The organism is Silvimonas soli, assembly GCF_030035605.1.
In the GTDB taxonomy this organism is placed as follows: Bacteria; Pseudomonadota; Gammaproteobacteria; order Burkholderiales; family Chitinibacteraceae; genus Silvimonas; species Silvimonas soli.
In genome coordinates this window covers 188,708-204,857 of record NZ_CP106736.1, presented here as the reverse complement: position 1 = coordinate 204,857, position 16,150 = coordinate 188,708, and the positions used below count along the sequence as shown (strand labels likewise).

13 protein-coding genes are annotated in these 16,150 nt (G+C 56.7%); 7 read left to right on the top strand and 6 right to left on the bottom strand.

What is annotated here, in order from left to right:
* Positions 1 to 128: 128 nt before the first annotated feature.
* From dcd to N7220_RS00835, 6 genes are all read left to right on the top strand, one after another.
* Entirely contained in the window at positions 129 to 704 is a 576-nt protein-coding gene (dcd, locus tag N7220_RS00860; protein WP_283149584.1) for a dCTP deaminase, read from the top strand.
* A 324-nt stretch (positions 705 to 1,028) separates the two neighbouring features.
* The gene (gene mgrA / locus N7220_RS00855) at positions 1,029 to 2,072 is read left to right on the top strand and encodes an L-glyceraldehyde 3-phosphate reductase (protein ID WP_283149583.1); all 1,044 of its coding nucleotides are present in this window, start codon (positions 1,029 to 1,031) and stop codon (positions 2,070 to 2,072) included.
* Positions 2,073 to 2,134: 62 nt separating this feature from the next.
* On the top strand, positions 2,135 to 3,130 hold the full coding sequence (locus N7220_RS00850) for a hypothetical protein (protein WP_283149582.1): 996 nt from the start codon (positions 2,135 to 2,137) through the stop codon (positions 3,128 to 3,130).
* A 61-nt stretch (positions 3,131 to 3,191) separates the two neighbouring features.
* A complete protein-coding gene (gene recJ / locus N7220_RS00845) occupies positions 3,192 to 4,877 on the top strand; it encodes a single-stranded-DNA-specific exonuclease RecJ (protein WP_283149581.1) in 1,686 nt (561 codons plus the stop codon).
* A 41-nt stretch (positions 4,878 to 4,918) separates the two neighbouring features.
* Entirely contained in the window at positions 4,919 to 6,376 is a 1,458-nt protein-coding gene (locus tag N7220_RS00840; protein ID WP_283149580.1) for a chitinase N-terminal domain-containing protein, read from the top strand.
* Positions 6,363 to 6,764: a gamma-glutamylcyclotransferase family protein gene (locus N7220_RS00835; protein WP_283149579.1), complete on the top strand. Its 402-nt coding sequence runs from the start codon at positions 6,363 to 6,365 to the stop codon at positions 6,762 to 6,764. The genes N7220_RS00840 and N7220_RS00835 overlap by 14 nt, the downstream gene beginning before the upstream one ends.
* 44 nt (positions 6,765 to 6,808) lie before the next feature.
* On the opposite strand, the gene N7220_RS00830 is transcribed toward N7220_RS00835, so the two are convergent.
* Genes N7220_RS00830 through N7220_RS00810 form a run of 5 tightly spaced genes read right to left on the bottom strand, consistent with a single transcriptional unit; the run spans position 6,809 to position 12,120 of the window.
* A complete protein-coding gene (locus N7220_RS00830; protein ID WP_283149578.1) occupies positions 6,809 to 7,252 on the bottom strand; it encodes an ion channel in 444 nt (147 codons plus the stop codon).
* Between the two features lies 1 nt (position 7,253).
* Positions 7,254 to 8,309 carry a DUF2955 domain-containing protein gene (locus tag N7220_RS00825; protein ID WP_283149577.1) on the bottom strand — a complete coding sequence of 352 codons (1,056 nt, stop codon included), beginning with the start codon at positions 8,307 to 8,309 and terminating at the stop codon, positions 7,254 to 7,256.
* Positions 8,299 to 9,444, bottom strand: a complete 1,146-nt coding sequence (locus N7220_RS00820) for an HlyD family secretion protein (protein ID WP_283149576.1) — start codon at positions 9,442 to 9,444, stop codon at positions 8,299 to 8,301. Before N7220_RS00820 ends, N7220_RS00825 begins: the two co-directional genes overlap by 11 nt.
* Positions 9,444 to 10,985: an efflux transporter outer membrane subunit gene (locus tag N7220_RS00815; protein WP_283149575.1), complete on the bottom strand. Its 1,542-nt coding sequence runs from the start codon at positions 10,983 to 10,985 to the stop codon at positions 9,444 to 9,446. The genes N7220_RS00820 and N7220_RS00815 overlap by 1 nt, the downstream gene beginning before the upstream one ends.
* Position 10,986: 1 nt before the next feature.
* Positions 10,987 to 12,120, bottom strand: coding sequence for an AI-2E family transporter (locus N7220_RS00810; RefSeq protein ID WP_283149574.1), 1,134 nt, complete (start codon positions 12,118 to 12,120; stop codon positions 10,987 to 10,989).
* A gap of 590 nt (positions 12,121 to 12,710) precedes the next feature.
* Here N7220_RS00810 and N7220_RS00805 point away from each other — a divergent pair.
* Positions 12,711 to 13,379 (top strand): HAD hydrolase-like protein, encoded by a 669-nt coding sequence (locus N7220_RS00805; protein ID WP_283149573.1) that lies wholly within the window; start codon positions 12,711 to 12,713, stop codon positions 13,377 to 13,379.
* On the opposite strand, the gene N7220_RS00800 is transcribed toward N7220_RS00805, so the two are convergent.
* The gene (locus tag N7220_RS00800; RefSeq protein WP_283149572.1) at positions 13,376 to 16,042 is read right to left on the bottom strand and encodes an MGH1-like glycoside hydrolase domain-containing protein; all 2,667 of its coding nucleotides are present in this window, start codon (positions 16,040 to 16,042) and stop codon (positions 13,376 to 13,378) included. The two genes, N7220_RS00805 and N7220_RS00800, sit on opposite strands and share 4 nt — an antisense overlap.
* Between the last annotated feature and the right edge of the window lie 108 nt (positions 16,043 to 16,150).

The window sequence follows — 16,150 nt, the reverse complement described above, 5'->3', positions numbered from 1 at the left end:
GCCGCATCGCCATCAAGCCATGCCATTGCCCGGGGGCAAACATTCGGGTGCCATCCGGACTTGATCTCACACGTCGGCCCCAAGCACAGTTACAATAACCACCATTTTGTGTAGATGGTGTGACAACGATGAGTATCAAGTCCGATAAGTGGATTCGCCGCATGGCCCAGGAGCACGGGATGATCGAGCCGTTCATTCCAGGTCAGGTCAAGGAAGTCAACGGCGAGCGCATCGTTTCGTATGGCACGTCCAGCTACGGCTACGACATCCGCTGTGCCGATGAATTCAAAGTGTTCACCAACCTGAACTCCACCATCGTTGATCCAAAAAACTTCGATGAAAACAGCTTTGTGGATGTCTCGGGCAAGGGTTACTGCATCATCCCGCCGAACTCGTTCGCGCTGGCCCGTACCGTGGAATACTTCCGCATTCCGCGTAATGCGCTGACGGTGTGTCTGGGTAAATCGACCTACGCCCGTTGCGGCATTATCGTGAACGTGACGCCGTTTGAGCCCGAATGGGAAGGCTACGTAACGCTGGAGTTCTCCAACACCACGCCGCTGCCCGCCAAGATTTACGCCAACGAAGGCGTGGCGCAGGTACTGTTCTTCGAAGCCGATGAAGATGACGTGTGCGAAACCAGTTACCGCGATCGCGGCGGCAAATACCAAGGCCAGATTGGCGTGACTTTGCCAAAAACCTGATCGCCCGATGGGTGTGATTGCATGACAGAAAAAGGCCGCTAAATGCGGCCTTTTCTTTATCCACCACCCGCTGCAAGTTGCCCGTGAGGCGCAGGGCACGAATCGCAATCCGGGCATAATTGGTGGCCAGATAATTGCATTTGCAAGCGATCCACATGCCATCATGCAGACCAACAGGGGCTGACGGCACTGCGCTGGGCAACGCTGAACTCGCGTGCACATATTGCAACATTCTGCACCCGCGGCTGTCTGTGCAGGCATAGCTTCAATTACCGACTTTTTTCCGGTTTCGTCCTTCAACATCACTCTGCGGAGTTCCTTGTCATGGCCTACGTTGCTGCTCAATCCCGTTACGATCAAATGGTTTACCGCACTTGCGGTAAAAGCGGCCTCAAACTGCCCGCGTTGTCGCTGGGTTTGTGGCACAACTTCGGCGGCACTACCGCGATTGAACGCCAGCGAGAGATGCTGCATACCGCGTTTGATCTGGGCATTACCCATTTCGATCTGGCCAACAACTATGGTCCACCGTACGGTAGTGCGGAGTCCAATTTCGGTCAGATATTCAAAGAGGATTTCCGGCCGTATCGCGATGAATTGATCATTTCCAGCAAAGCCGGTTGGGATATGTGGCCTGGGCCGTACGGGCAAGGTGGTGGTTCACGCAAATATGTGCTGGCCAGCCTGGATCAAAGCCTGCAGCGACTGGGCCTGGATTACGTGGATATCTTTTATTCGCACCGGTTTGATCCGGACACGCCACTAGAAGAAACCGCCGGTGCGCTCGCAACCGCCGTGCAGCAAGGCAAAGCCTTGTATGTGGGGATTTCCTCTTATTCGCCCAACAAAACCCAGGAAATGGCCGCTTTGCTGCGCGAATGGAAAATTCCGCTGCTGATTCACCAACCGTCCTACAACATGCTCAACCGCTGGGTAGAACATGGCTTGCTGAACGTATTGGCCGGCGAAGGTACCGGCTGTATTGCGTTTACACCGCTGGCGCAAGGCTTGCTGACCGACAAGTATCTCAACGGCATCCCTGAACACGCCCGCGTAAATAACGAAGGTGGTGGCTCGCTGCAAAAGTCGCATCTGAACGAAGAAAACATCGCCCGGGTGAAATCGCTGAACGAGATTGCCAAACGTCGTGGGCAAAGTCTGGCGCAAATGGCGCTGGCCTGGATTCTGCGTGATGCGCGGGTGACGACCGCGCTGATTGGCGCGAGCAGCCCGGAGCAAATCAAAGAGAACGTGGCCGCGTTGCAAAAGCTGGAGTTCACCATTGATGAACTCAACGAAATCGACAAATACGCAGTAGAAAGCGGCGTCAATCTGTGGGAAAAACCCTCGACTGATCAGCGCCCCTGAGCGTCTTGGCGCGCGGCGCAACTCCGCCGTAGTCCGGTGCATGGCGTGCTAAAATCCGCGCCATGCACTATCACCTTGTCATTCCTCACGGCATCTGGCCGGATGTCGACCTGCAATCGCAAATCATTGCGAATTTACAACTGCCGGCGCTCGCGACGCTGATTGCGCGCGGACAACGTCTGCCGGGCAAAAAACAGCAATGGCACGCCTGGTTGAGCGAGCGTTTTGGCTTGCGCTCATTACCGGTGGCACCGCTCACCTTGGGCGTGGATTTTCCGGGTGCCGAGCCTGGTTACTGGTTGCGTGCTGACCCGGTGCATTTGCATGTCGGGCGCGATCAATTGTCTTTGCAGGATGGCCGCAGTTTTGACATTACCCAAGCCGATGCCGATGCGTTGATCAGCAGTCTCAACGGGCTGTTCAAAGACGATGGTTACGAGTTTTTTGCGCCCACACCGCAGCGCTGGTACTTGCGTTTGCCGCTGGACCCGCAGTTGCGCTGCACGCCCATAGACGCGGTGATCGGACGCAATATTGATCCGTTCCTGCCCAAAGGGCCGGATGCCTTGCAATGGCATCGCGCGCTCAATGAAATCCAGATGCTGTTTTATACCAATCCGGTCAATGACCAGCGCGAAGCGCGTGGCGAGCCGTCGATTAACAGCATCTGGCTGTGGGGCGGCGGCGACTGGCCTTTGCCACGCAAGCCAGTAGTGCCGGAACAATGGGTGCTGGGCGACGATCCGGTATTACAAGCTTTGGTCAAAGCGGGGCAGGGCAAAACTGCGGCGTTGCCTGCACACGCCAGCGAGCTGCCCAGACACGACGCCATGGTGGTGCTGGATGTCTTGGGCGATGAATTGATCGCCAACGACCCGCACGGCTGGCGCACTACCTGGCAAAAACTGGAAAGCAACTGGTTTGCGCCGTTGCTGGAGCAATTGCGGGCAGGTCGGCTTGATTCGGTGGCGTTGAGCTTTCCAGAAATCGGTCTCGCGGTTGAAGCCAATCGCAGCCTGCGTTGGCGCTTTTGGCGACGCCCACGATTGCCGTGGTAAATCAGCACACATAACGGCCCATTCACGACCAACCCCAACTCAGAAAGCGATCAATCCAGCCATGCCCCGTATCCAGCCCCGTCCCATTCCGGCCGACCTTGAAACCACTTTGCGCGCCGACGGGTTTTCTACGCTGGAAGCGCGGCTGTACGCGGCACGCGGCATTCTGGGCAAAGCGGAACTGGAGCACGATCTTGCCCGCTTGCTGCCATTTACCTCACTCAAGGGGATAGTGGAAGCCGCCAAACGTCTGGCTGATGCCATTGCCAGCAGCGAGCGGATTCTGATCGTGGCCGACTACGATGCCGATGGCGCCACGGCTTGCGCCGTCGGCCTGAAAGGCTTGGGCATGCTCGGGGCGACCATCGATTTTGTGGTGCCCAATCGCTTTGAATATGGCTACGGATTGACGCCAGAAATTGTTGAGTTGGCAGCGCAAAAACTGCCCGATCTGATCCTGACTGTGGATAACGGCATCGCCAGCGTGGCTGGTGTGCTGGCCGCCAAGGCGCGCGGCATTGACGTGCTGATTACCGATCACCATTTGCCCGGCGATCATCTGCCCGATGCGCTGATTGTTAACCCCAATCAGCCGGGTTGCACATTCCCCTCCAAAAATCTGGCCGGTGTCGGCGTGATGTTCTACGTACTGATGGCGGTGCGGGCCGAGATGCGCCAGCGCGGCGTGTTTGGCGATCAACCGGAACCCAATCTGGGCCAATTGCTGGACCTGGTGGCACTGGGAACAGTGGCTGACGTGGTCAAACTGGATACCAACAACCGCATTCTGGTCGAACAAGGTTTGAAGCGCATGCGGGCCGGGCGGGCCTGCGCCGGTGTATTGGCGCTATTTACTGCCGCTGGGCGTGATCCGCGCCGAGCCACCTGTTTTGATCTGGGCTTTACGCTGGGGCCACGCTTGAATGCCGCCGGACGGCTGGACGACATGAGTCTGGGTATCGCTTGTTTGCTGGCTGGCAGCGAGAGCGGTGCGCTGCCGCTGGCACAAGAACTGGACCAGATGAACCGCGCCCGTCGCGATATCGAAGCCGGCATGCGTGACGAGGCCGAGGCGATCCTCACCACGGTCAACGTTGACGATGCCTGGAGCATTTCGCTGTATCAAGCCGATTGGCATCAAGGCGTGGTCGGCATTGTGGCTTCACGCGTGAAAGACCGGTTTCACCGGCCCACGCTGGTGTTCGCAGATGGCGGCGAAGGCGAGATCAAGGGCTCGGGGCGTTCCATTCCCGGTTTGCATTTGCGCGATGCGCTGGACCTGGTTTCCAAGCGCCACGAAGGATTGATTCTGAAATTCGGCGGCCACGCCATGGCCGCCGGTTTGAGCTTGCGCGCCGAGGATTTTGGCCGCTTCCAGCAGGCGTTTGAGGCCGTGTGTCGTGAACTGATGCCATCTTCGGCGCTGGAACGCATTATCGAAACCGATGGCGCTTTGCCCGAAGAAAGCTACAACATGGATATCGTGACCAAACTCGATAGCCAGGTGTGGGGGCAAGGTTTTCCGGCGCCACGTTTTCATGACGAGTTTCGTGTGCTGGAACAGCGCGTGGTGGGCGAACGACATCTCAAGGTCAAGCTGGCTACGCGGTTCGGTCTGGTGCTGGACGGCATCCGTTTTCAACATGCGGACCCGCTGCCTGCCACGGTCACCGCCGTGTTTTCGATCTCGATCAATGAGTTTCGTGGCGAACGGACTTTGCAACTACAACTGGATCACTGCGAATAAACCCGGTCAGCGCTGACGCTGACGCAAAGGAGATTGTGGATTTGCCCAAGCTTTCGCCGCTGCTTTCCGTTGTCCCTTTGGTCCTGGTGGCGCTGAGTGCCGCTCCAGCGCGGGCCGTGATCATGACGCCACAAGAGGCCGCCGCTGCGGGTGAGCGCGCCTGCAAGCCGGCCACTGGCGGCATGCTCGATTGCATTGACATAGACACCACGCCGGCAGCGCCCGCCAACGATCCATCCATTCAGCCATTGCCGACTATGCAGTATTCGGGCGACCAATACCCGGCAGCGTCGGTAGAGCCGCCAATCCGCCCGGCGCTGGATGAAGTCCCAGCGAGTTTGCCAGGTAATCGCGTCACGCTAGGCTGGGATATCAACTTCGGGACCACTGCCCAGTATTGGGAAGTCTGGGACAACGGCGAACTGCGCATGCGCAGCCAGACGTTTACCCAGCGCACGCTGCTCACCAGCAAGGACAGCGCGGCCAAGGCGATCTCTGTCCAAAGCGGCGTCTATACCCTTACCGATATGGCTACCGGGCGGCACGATCTGCTGGTGCGCTTATGCAATACCGGCCCTGACGGCGAGCCCGCTTGCACGCCACTTCATGCCAGTACCTGGGTTGGTGCCGAGAAAAAAGACGAAAAACCTTCGGCGCCCGCTATCGACTGGTTACCCGCTGTGACTACCGGTGAGCCGGTGAAAATTGACTGGCATCTGTGGTGGGGCACGCCTGGTCATTACTGGCAGGTGCTGGATCAGCGCAAAGTGCTGTATGAATCCGCATCGTTTACCGAAGACACCCCCAACAGTCAGTCCGCAAGCACCACGATCAGTGGTCTGGCACCGGGCAAGCACGTGTTGAGTGTGCGTTTGTGCAGCAAGTTGGCCTGCGCTTCGAGCGACCCGTACCCGCTGGAAGTGGTCAGTACTTCGCCATCGCCCACCATGCCGCAACTGGCTATTAACAGCGGCACGGCCGACTCCTACATCCTGGCTTGGTCGCTACCGCTCGCTGCCGCGACCAATGCACCGGTGAGCTGGCAATTGCTGGATGCCGATGCTAACGCGCCATTGGGCGGAGTGCAAAAGCAGGCGGCGATTTGCAATCAAGGCGTAGTGGAATCGCGGCAGAGCGTAGTCAGTACGCGCAGTTATTGCGGGCAGATTCGTATCTTGCGCGACCAGACTCCAGCTCGCGTGGCGGTTGAAGTGTGTTTTGCCGATGGCGATTGCCGCGCCAGCTCGCCGCTGGTTATGGCAACGGCGGATGTGCCGCCGGTGAGTCAGGTGCCGGTAACCGCGGATGACACTGCAGCTTCGCCGAAGGCTGCAGCTACGAGCACCTCGGCCACTTCTGCAGACACTGGCATGTCGTCGCAACCCGCCGTCAACGCTGACAAGACCACTGGCGCCTCGTCCACAAACAGCGACGATATGGACAACAAGCCGTTCGATCTACCCAGCAACCTCCCCGCCAAAAACCATGACAGATACTGAAGCAACATCCACCATCGCGGAAGCGGGTTATGTATTTGTCTATGGCACGCTCAAACAAGGCTGTCGCAATCATCACTGGATGCGCGGCACACCTTGCCTGGGGCAGGCGCAGACGGTGGCAAGTTATGCCCTTTATCTGGATCAGCGCATTCCGTTTCTGTACAAGAGCGAGCCGCGTTATCCGGTGCAAGGCGAGCTGTACCATGTCGATGCAGCCCAATTAGCGCATCTGGACGTACTGGAGCGCCATCCAGAGTGGTATATGCGCCAGCAGATTGCGGTGCAGAGAGGCGATGGCTCCGTGGTTCAGGCATGGGCCTATTTCTGCCCGGTACCGATTGGTACCTTGCTGGCGCAAGGGCTATATCAGGAAGTATTTGCCGATTAATTGTATTGGCAGCAACGGCAAGCGGATTTATTGGTCAGGCGGCATTATTCATTTGAGCCGGGATATTTAACGCTGGTTTTTATCATGTCCTGCAATACCACCATAATCATTGAGGCAGTCATGGCAAACATTAAAATGCCATTGCCGGCTTCAAGCGGGCCGAGCAATTTCCACTGTTTGCTCATGACATGATCGCCATATCCCAGCGAAGTGAAATTGACGCCCGAATGGAAAACGGCATCATACAGATCGGTGAATTCGCCCAACTGCACAAATAGTAATCCCCAGACAAATATCTGGAAAAAATTGCCAATCATCAGCAATATCATCAATACAAACAATGCCTTTAACCCGCCGCTCATTAATTGGGCCCTGCCTAGTCTGGCTACGTGTTGAAAGTAATAGCGCACGCAGAAACCCATTACGGCAACCTGCAATATCAGGCACAGCAACACCATTGGCAAACCGACCAGCAAATTCAGCAACATATCAAACTCCAGTGCGTTTTAATGTTGGACGAAGCCTCATTCGGCCTTGCTCCAGGACATAAATCGCGCCCCAGGCATACAGTGCAATTCCGGCAAATAGGGCCAGGCGTATCAATGCCGCAGTGAGCACATCCTTGCCATTAGCGCTGTCTTGCACGGCCGGACCCAAAAAAATGACCAGCGTAATCATCGTGTTCATCCAGAACGAGGGCGGATAACTGCTCGGATGGATGCGATATAGCCGCAAGCCCAACCAGCAAAAAGCCAGTGTCATCCACAGCGTATACATCCATAACGATGGCCACAGGCTCAAGCCGCACCAGACCAGCAAGGCCAGCAGCGCGCCAAGAAAAGTTGACCCAAGCAATTCTCGTCCGGCTTCTTTTGCGTGCAGCGATTCTGCCTGTTGCCCCAAGGTCGCCGTTTTCATAATCGCGGCCATATAAAGCGAAGGGTTTTGTAAAGCCAATATCAGCACCGGCAAAATGATGATTACGCCGCGCAACGCAAGCCATACCGCAGCCTCGACGTCGGGCTTCACCGGCTTGGGTGGCGCCAAAACGCGAAGGTTGGGTAGAACTACATGCATAAGCGTGCCAATGGCCGCGCCCAGAATTACGCCACCGGCCAATGCGTGAACCACCGCCAGGGCAAGCGCCTGTTCCTGTATTCCAGCAACCGGGATCAGCGTGAAAGTAACAATCAGCAAGCTCAATAAAGGATGCGACTTCCTGGTACCCACATAGAAAATGACAAACAGCCCCAGCGCAATCAACAACACTGCAGCAACGGCGTAGTGTTGCAGCAAGGGGACCAGCAAGACCCCCGAACCCATAAGCAGAATCAGCACACCGGCAAGGACGATACTCTTTACCGGCGAGAGAGCCGGGCCAGGTTTGCTGAGCAAGAGCATGGCGATCAGCAGCGATACGTGCGGCACCGCCAAGGCCATCCCGTACGCCGCTGCCAGGGCAAGCCCGCCGCCCAGGCCGAAGCGCAAGACGAAGCGACTGGGTTGATCAATGGCGAACCGCCGCATGGTCGAATCAATAAACATACGACAGCTTGCTCATCAGGCTAAGGTAGATTGAACCAAGGCCGCTCAATAGACCGCGCTCGCCGGTAAAGATCATTACGTCGGCTTGGCCGCCAACACGCATGCCATGAATCCGTTTTAATTCCTCAGGTAAGAACTCAATCGCGACGGGAAAGCGCTGCGCTTGTCGCAGCCAGTCGCGGTTGTTTTCTATGGTCGGCAAGCTTCCGGCTGGCGTCGATTTACCCGAACTGACACCGTTACCAATGCTGCGCACGCGGCCTTTCAAAACCTCTCCTGGCATTACATCAAGAACGATCCCAACCGCATCACCCACCTTGACATTCCCCAGGTTGTTTTCGGTCATTTCCGCGCTGATCCATAAATCATGAATGGCGATCAGCGTCATGGTTGCCGCGCCCGCCTGGGCGAACTGGCCCACGTCGGCACGCAAGTCCGTGACCAAACCGCGCGATGGGGCAAAGACCGTGGTTTGCTTCATGTCTAGTTCGGCTTTGGCGACGGCTGAACGCGCGCTGGCGATCTTGGCATTGACGCTTTCTTCACCACCCATGCTTTCCTGTGCCCGCACCACTTCGGCGGCTGCGGCAACGGTTTTGGCTCTGGCCTGTTCGCGTGCCGCCTGGGCTGTTTCCAGCCGACGGACCGAAATGGCGCCCGGATCTTCGGCGTATAAGGTTTCCTGGCGATGCGCGTCTTGCTCGGCCTGGAGCTGGTTGGCTTGCGCGGCCCGCAATGAGGCTTTGGCTGAGTCAACGCCCGCAGCGGCGGCGGAAACGCCTTTGCGCGCCGACTCGTAATCAGACTTGGCGCGATCCAGCGCGATTTGATATTCGCCCGGGTCAATTTCAAATAAGGGCTGATTTTTTTGTACGTCGTCGTTGTCTTTCACCAACACTTTTTTGACGATTCCGGCCACTTCAGGCGCCACCGGGATGACGAATGCCTGGACTCGCGCCTGCGATGAATAAGGCGTAATGCGGTCGGCCGCAAAATACCAAAGCAGACTCAAGATGATGAGCAGCAACAGTAATAGCGGAGCAAGACGTGCGGCGCGCCCGGGTTTTGCCACTTCAATTACCGGTGGCGCTGGGGCTGCAGGCGCGGTGTCTTGTGAAGGACTTGAGTCACTCATCATTTTCTCGTCATGGGATCTGCGTCAGTGGCAGGCAAGGGCACATCCAGCAAGTCGCCCCAGTTAGTCCGCTCTTTCATGGTCTTTTTCGTCGCATCGTCCAGGAACGGCTCTGGTCTGGCGACTTGCCACGCACCGCCCATTGCCTTGTAAACCGCAATCAGATTACCGACGACATCGCCCCGGTTGGTCACGACGCGTTCTTGCTGACTAAACAAGGCGCGCTGGGCATCCAGCACGCGTTCAAAATCCGCCATGCCTTCGCGATATTGAATATTGGCGATAGCCAGCGCGCGCTTGGCCGCCACTTCGCCTTGGTCCAGCAGGCTGACTTGCTCCAGGCTTTTGGCATAAGAAACGGCGGCGTTATCCACTTCGCCTGCGGCTTGTAACACGCTGTCCTGGTACAGTTCGGCCAGTTCCTGGAAACGCGCGTCCTGCACCCGGACGTTATTCCGGATGCGGCCATAGTCAAAGATATTCCAGGTAAAGCTTGGACCCGCACTCAAAGCTGCAGTGGTGGGTGATCCTGAAATCGAAGCGGCAGAAACACCCAATGACCCGAGCAGAGTGAGTGACGGATACAAATCGGCTTGTGCCACGCCAATCAATGCAGATTGCGCCATCAATTGCATTTCAGCCGTCCGTACATCCGGGCGGCGGCGCAGCAAATCGGCGGGCAGGTCAGCCACCATCAAAAGGTTTGCTTGCGGAATGACGCCCACACCGCTCGCCATTTCAGGTAACGGGCCCGGCGGCCTGGCCAAAATGACGGCCAAGGCATTTTGCGTGGTGCGCAAAGACGCTTCGAGCGCCGGAATACTGGCAACCGTGCTCAAGTATTGGGTTTTGGCTTGTTGCAGATCGAGTTCGGATTCATTGCCGCTTTTAAAAAGATGCTCGGTAATCTCCAGGCTGCGTCTTTGAATATCGGCATTGCCATGCACGATATTCAGACGTGATTCCAGGGTACGAATCGCCGCATAGATCGTTGCGGTTTGCGTTACCAGCAAAATCTGCGCATCGTCGTAGCTATCCAGCGAAGCCAGATAATTGGCATCTGCCGCTTCAATACCGCGTTGAAAGCGCCCCCAGAAATCCAGCTCCCAGCCAATATTCACGCCAGCGCTGTAATTCCATTGGCTTGAGGTCACGCCACCAGACGGGCGCCGCGCCGCATAGAGCGCACTGCCGGTAGCTTGCTGTAGTTGCGGGTAAAGGTTGCTCCCGGCGATTTCCAATTGGGCGCGTGCTTCCATGACTCGTAAAGCCGCAATTTTGGCGGAATGGTTTTTGCGTAATGCTTCGTCGATCAAGCCATTGAGGACCGGGTCGTTGAAGTGCTTCCACCATTGCGCCATGTCGCCCGTTTGTTTTGGCACGGGCACCATGCTGCTGCTCTGCCAGTCCGGGGCAATATCGCTAGCGGGGCGTACGTAGTTCGGCCCCACCACTGTACAGGCCGAGACGCTGAACGCGACCAGCAGGCTGGCGCAGCGCCGGGCAAGTGGCTTGGCCGTTGCGCTCACAATTTCAGCCACCTTATTCTTGTCCGGCCGCTTTTACCTCAACGACCACCGGCACCACCAGTTCAGCCGGGGTATCTGGCTGCATGGCCACCCAGTCCATAAATATCTGATAACCCAGCGCCAGCAGCACCGCGCCAACGAACATCCCCAGAATCCCCGCAGCGACCATGCCACCCAAAGCCCCCATCAACACCACCGGCATGGGCGCATCGACCCCTCGCCCGAGCATCAAGGGTTTGAGCACGTTATCGACAGCGCCCGCCACAATCAGCAAAATGGAATAGATAATGGCGGGCACCGTTGAATAATTGCCGCTCATCCAGATATAAGCAATTGCGGGAATGCTGATCAGCAAAGCCGGTAATTGAGCGATACCCAGTACCAAAGCAATAATGGCCAGCACGCCAGCAAAAGGGACGTGCGCAATCATCAAAATCACGCCGAGCAATGTCGCCTGGATGAACGCGATACCGATTACGCCTTGTGCCACCGCACGTATCGTTGCTGTTGATAAAATTGCAAATGATTCGCCTTTTTCAGGCCCAACAAAACGGCGGCTAATGGCTCGCGCGGTTTTGTGGCCTTCACGTCCAAACGCCATGATCACGCCGGCGATAATGAATGAAGCAAGGAATTTCAGCAGGCCGCCACCTATGCCCGCGACAAAACCCAACCCGGCTTTGGCCAGATCGCCAATTTTGGGCTGAAATGACTGGATCAAGCCTGGAAGATCGGTTGCTGCGGCGTTCCATAGCCCGTATACCTTTTTACCAATGATTGGCCATCCCGCAACTGAATCCGGCGGCACCGGAATAGTTACCGTGTTTTCTTTGAGTGTTTGAATGGAATTGGTAATTGCATCGGCCAGAGAATTGGCAAGCAGGACCATGGGCACAAAAATCAGCAAAATGCCCAAAATCACGATAATCGTGGCAGCTCGACCTTGGTTGCCTCCCAGTTTATTGGCCAGTTTCTGGTGCAACGGAAATAGCGTTACTGCCAGAATGACCGCCCACAACATCAAGGTCATGAAAGGGCCAAAAATTTGATAGCAGACTGCAACCAGGGCAGCGATCAAGCCCGCTTGAATGAATACATCGAGCAAGCGCCGCGATAATACTTTTTGCAAATTGATATTATTTAGCATGCTGGATACTCCAAAAGATCATTGCAATGCAGGCTACGATGCAGCTGATATGGAATCATCGTGGCCAACCTGGTCGACCGGTGTTTGCGACGCACTTGCCGTCTGGCTACAAGAAATCACAGCCTTTAGACTAGAAGGGGATCGCCAGGTAATCCAGTCTACAACCAGATTTTTCGAAGCTTGCTGTCAGTTTTTCTGGATGATTTTGTCAATAAATGATGGTTTCTTCCTGAGGTGATCCTTTCTGCTTCAGCCTTTACGTGTTTTTGTCGGGATGGGTTGCCCCGCAAAATGGAGTTGGTCGCTGATTCAGTTTCAGACAAATGGAAAACCTGACCGGGCTTGATTGGTGGAATTTCTGCCCATCTGAGTCTGCCGGATTAGCTCGATAGCATTCGGCCCAAGCCCGAGACCTGCAGATTTTTCCGACCATGCTGGAGGCGTCAATGCCCAGCTTACCGCTGCGCTGGGCGGCGCTGCAAGACACTGGCGTTTACAAACTCCTGCAGGAAGTCTAAGTTGCCACGATTAAATTAGTGCCCGCCCAAGGCGGCAATATCACCTCAGTAATCTTCTGTGGAATCTCAGTAATGCCAACATCGCAAAACCCGCATGATTTCATTCTGTTTGATCTGGATGGCACCTTAAGTGACCCGCTGGAAGGCATCGGCAATTGCCTGAACTACGCGCTCGCGCATTTTGGTTATCCCACCAAACCGCTGGCCGAACTCGCTCGCTATATCGGGCCGCCGCTGGACCAAAGCTTTATTGCCGAAACGGGTTCGAGCGATAGCGCGCATATTCATGCGCTGGTGGCCAAGTACCGCGAGCGCTACGGCGATGTTGGCTATGCCGAGAACATGCTTTATCCAGAGATTCCCGCTGCGTTGGCGGCATTGCAAGCGGCCGGGATACCCATGGCGGTGTGCACCTCGAAACGCGGCGATTTTGCCGAGATGATTGTGCAGCGTTTTGGTTTGAGCGATTTCTTCCGCTTTGTGAACGGCGCAGAAATCGGCACGCATAAATGGCAGCAAATTGCCGCTTTGCGCGAGCAGGGCATCGTCACCGAGCGTTCGGCCATGGTGGGCGACCGCGGGGTCGATCTGATCGCGGCCAATCGCAACGGTCTAACAGGCGTTGGCGTGCTTTGGGGTTATGGTTCGCGCGCCGAACTGGCCGCCGAACAACCCCGACATATCTTCGAGACGCCCATGCAACTGCTGCAATTAGCGGCCCCCGAGCACCTTCACGCTTAATGACAAGACGGGATATCCGCGCGCGCATGTTCCCGTCGCGGCTGAAGCAATAACGCCACCAAACCGCTCCAGCCGGTTTGGTGGGCCGCGCCCAGGCCGCTGCCGTTGTCGCCATGGTAATACTCATGGAACAGTATTCGTCCGGATTGCGCCGGATCTGCATAGAGCGCCGGATACGCCGCCATCACCGGGCGGCGTCCACTCTGGTCGCGCAGCGTTAAGCCTGCCAACCGTTGCGAGAGCAAGTCGGCGATCTGGCGCAATGTCAGCATCTGGCCGGAGCGGGTGGGGCATTCCACTTTGAAGTCTTCACCGTAATAGCGGTGATATTCGTAGAGGGATTCCACCAGCAGATAATTGAGTGACATCCACACCGGCCCGCGCCAGTTGGAATTGCCGCCAAACAGCCGCGAATCGGATTCGGCGGGCAGATAGCGCAATTCCAGTTGCTTGCCGCCAAAGTTGAACTGGAACGGTTGCGTCAGATACTGGCGCGAAACCGAACGAATGCCGTGGTCCGACAAAAACTCGCTCTCATCGAGGATACGGCGCAGCAGACACTTGGTGCGGTGGCCGCGCAGCAATGACAACAGGCGGAATTCCTTGCCGTTGGGTTCGGTCCAGCGCGAAATCAGATTGGTCAGATCGGGGCGCTGCTTGAGAAACCAGTCCAGCCGCTCGGCAAATTCCGGCAGTTTTTGCAGTACGTCTGACTCCAGGATATGCACTGCAAACAACGGCACAATGCCGACGAATGATCGCACTTTCAATGGTTTAGCGCTGCCATCTGGCAGATGCAGCAGATCGTAAAAGAACCCGTCTTCTTCGTTCCACAAATCATGATCGTTATCGCCGCGGGCGGACATGGCGGCAGCGATATACAAGAAATGCTCGAAGAATTTCACTGCCATATCGATATACGCGCGGTTGCCGCAAGCCAGTTCCAGCGCAATGCGCATCATGGTCAGCGCGTAGGAGGCCATCCAGCCGGTGGCATCGGGTTGGTCCAGCGCCGCACCATCAGGCAGCGGTGCGGAACGGTCAAAAATCTCGATGTTATCCAGCCCCAAAAAGCCGCCCTGGAACACATTGCGACCTTGAGCATCTTTGCGGTTTACCCACCAGGTGAAGTTGAGCAGCAGCTTGTGAAAGATGCGCTCCAGAAACAGATGGTCTGGCTGGCCGGTGAGCGCGGTGTCCATCTGAAACACCCGCCACGTCGCCCATGCCTGAACCGGCGGATTGACGTCACCGTAAGACCACTCATAGGCCGGAATCTGCCCATTGGGATGCATATAGCGTTCCTGCACCAGCGCCAGCAGTTGTGATTTGGCAAAAGCCGGATCAACCAGCGCAAAGGTCACTGCATGAAAAGCCAGGTCCCACGCAGCAAACCATGGGTATTCCCACGTATCAGGCATCGACAGAATGTCGGCACAGCTCAGGTGCTGCCAGTCTTTATTGCGTCCCTGCCAGCGGGCGGGCGGTGGCGTGTCTTCGCTGTCGCCCTGCAACCAGCGGCGCACGTCAAACAGATAAAACTGCTTGGACCAAAGCATCCCCGCCAACGCCTGGCGTTGCACCAGCCGCGCATCCTCGTCGGCGATACCACGCTGCAGAACCGCGTAGAACTCATCCGCTTCGTTTTGCCGGGAGGTGATGATCTGGCCGAAATCAGCAAAGGGCGGATTGGTGGCCTGGGCGGGGCGCCAGCGCAAGCGCAGTGTAACGTCGCCACCAGTTGGGATATCCAGGTGATATCGCGCCGCGCATTTGCTGCCTTGATCGGAGCGAATGGCATCGGCTGCACTATGGACCACAAAGTCGTTGATGCCATCTTTGTAGATGCCGGGGACTGGCTTGTTGAACAGGGCTGGATTGGTTTCGTTTTCGCAAAACAGCCATTGCGGCTGACCTTCGGCATTGAGCTGCATGGCTGGCAATTCGGCGTGGGTAGCGACAACGCCGTTCTCGCCCAGCTGCAAACCAGGTTTGGCCCCGTTGGGCTCGTCCCAGGACCAGGTGTTGCGCGCCCAAAGCTGCGGCAGCACATCCAGTGTCGCTGGCACATCCGCAGCGTTGTGGATGGTGATGTTCAGTAGCACATCGTCCGGGCCGGCTTTGGCGTATTCGATGGTGATATCAAAATAGCGGTTCTCGGCAAAGATGCCGGTATCCAGCAGGTCGAACTCGGCTTGACTGGCATCGCGCCGGGCGTTTTCTGCTATCAGTTGCTGATAAGGGAACGCGCGCTGCGGATAGCGGTAGAGCATGCGCATATAGGCATGCGATGGCGTGCCATCCTCATGAAAATAGAGTTCTTTGACGTCTTCGCCGTGGTTGCCTTGTGGATTGGATAACCCGAACAAGCGCTCTTTGATGATTTCGTCCTGACCGTTCCAGAACGCTACCGACAGGCACCAGCGCATTTGTTCATCGCAAAAACCGCCAATGCCGTCTTCGCCCCAGCGATAAGCGCGGCTGCGTGCTTGTTCGTGCGGGAAGTAACGCCAGGCATCGCCATCGGCACTGTAGTCCTCGCGCACCGTACCCCATTGCCGCTCGGCCAGATAGGGCCCCCAACGTCGCCATGCGGCTTCGTCACCGGCGAGTCGTTGCCCTTCGGCAGTGGTCAAAATATTGGGGTTTGCGTCGGTGGTCATGGTTCATGCCTGCACAATAAAAAGAGTCTGGCAGCCGCATGGCTGTGCTCATACCGTAGCAGACTCGCTGATGACTTGTGGCATGTATGCGCGGGGTAGAGCAGGCGA

Bases quoted from the DNA above. Each gene is read 5' to 3' on its own strand.
- dcd (WP_283149584.1), top strand. From the start codon at position 129: ATGAGTATCAAGTCCGATAAGTGGATTCGCCGCATGGCCCAGGAGCAC.
- mgrA (WP_283149583.1), top strand. From the start codon at position 1,029: ATGGCCTACGTTGCTGCTCAATCCCGTTACGATCAAATGGTTTACCGC.
- N7220_RS00850 (WP_283149582.1), top strand. From the start codon at position 2,135: ATGCACTATCACCTTGTCATTCCTCACGGCATCTGGCCGGATGTCGAC.
- recJ (WP_283149581.1), top strand. From the start codon at position 3,192: ATGCCCCGTATCCAGCCCCGTCCCATTCCGGCCGACCTTGAAACCACT.
- N7220_RS00835 (WP_283149579.1), top strand. From the start codon at position 6,363: ATGACAGATACTGAAGCAACATCCACCATCGCGGAAGCGGGTTATGTA.
- N7220_RS00830 (WP_283149578.1), bottom strand. From the start codon at position 7,252: ATGTTGCTGAATTTGCTGGTCGGTTTGCCAATGGTGTTGCTGTGCCTG.
- N7220_RS00825 (WP_283149577.1), bottom strand. From the start codon at position 8,309: ATGTTTATTGATTCGACCATGCGGCGGTTCGCCATTGATCAACCCAGT.
- N7220_RS00820 (WP_283149576.1), bottom strand. From the start codon at position 9,444: ATGAGTGACTCAAGTCCTTCACAAGACACCGCGCCTGCAGCCCCAGCG.
- N7220_RS00810 (WP_283149574.1), bottom strand. From the start codon at position 12,120: ATGCTAAATAATATCAATTTGCAAAAAGTATTATCGCGGCGCTTGCTC.
- N7220_RS00805 (WP_283149573.1), top strand. From the start codon at position 12,711: ATGCCAACATCGCAAAACCCGCATGATTTCATTCTGTTTGATCTGGAT.
- N7220_RS00800 (WP_283149572.1), bottom strand. From the start codon at position 16,042: ATGACCACCGACGCAAACCCCAATATTTTGACCACTGCCGAAGGGCAA.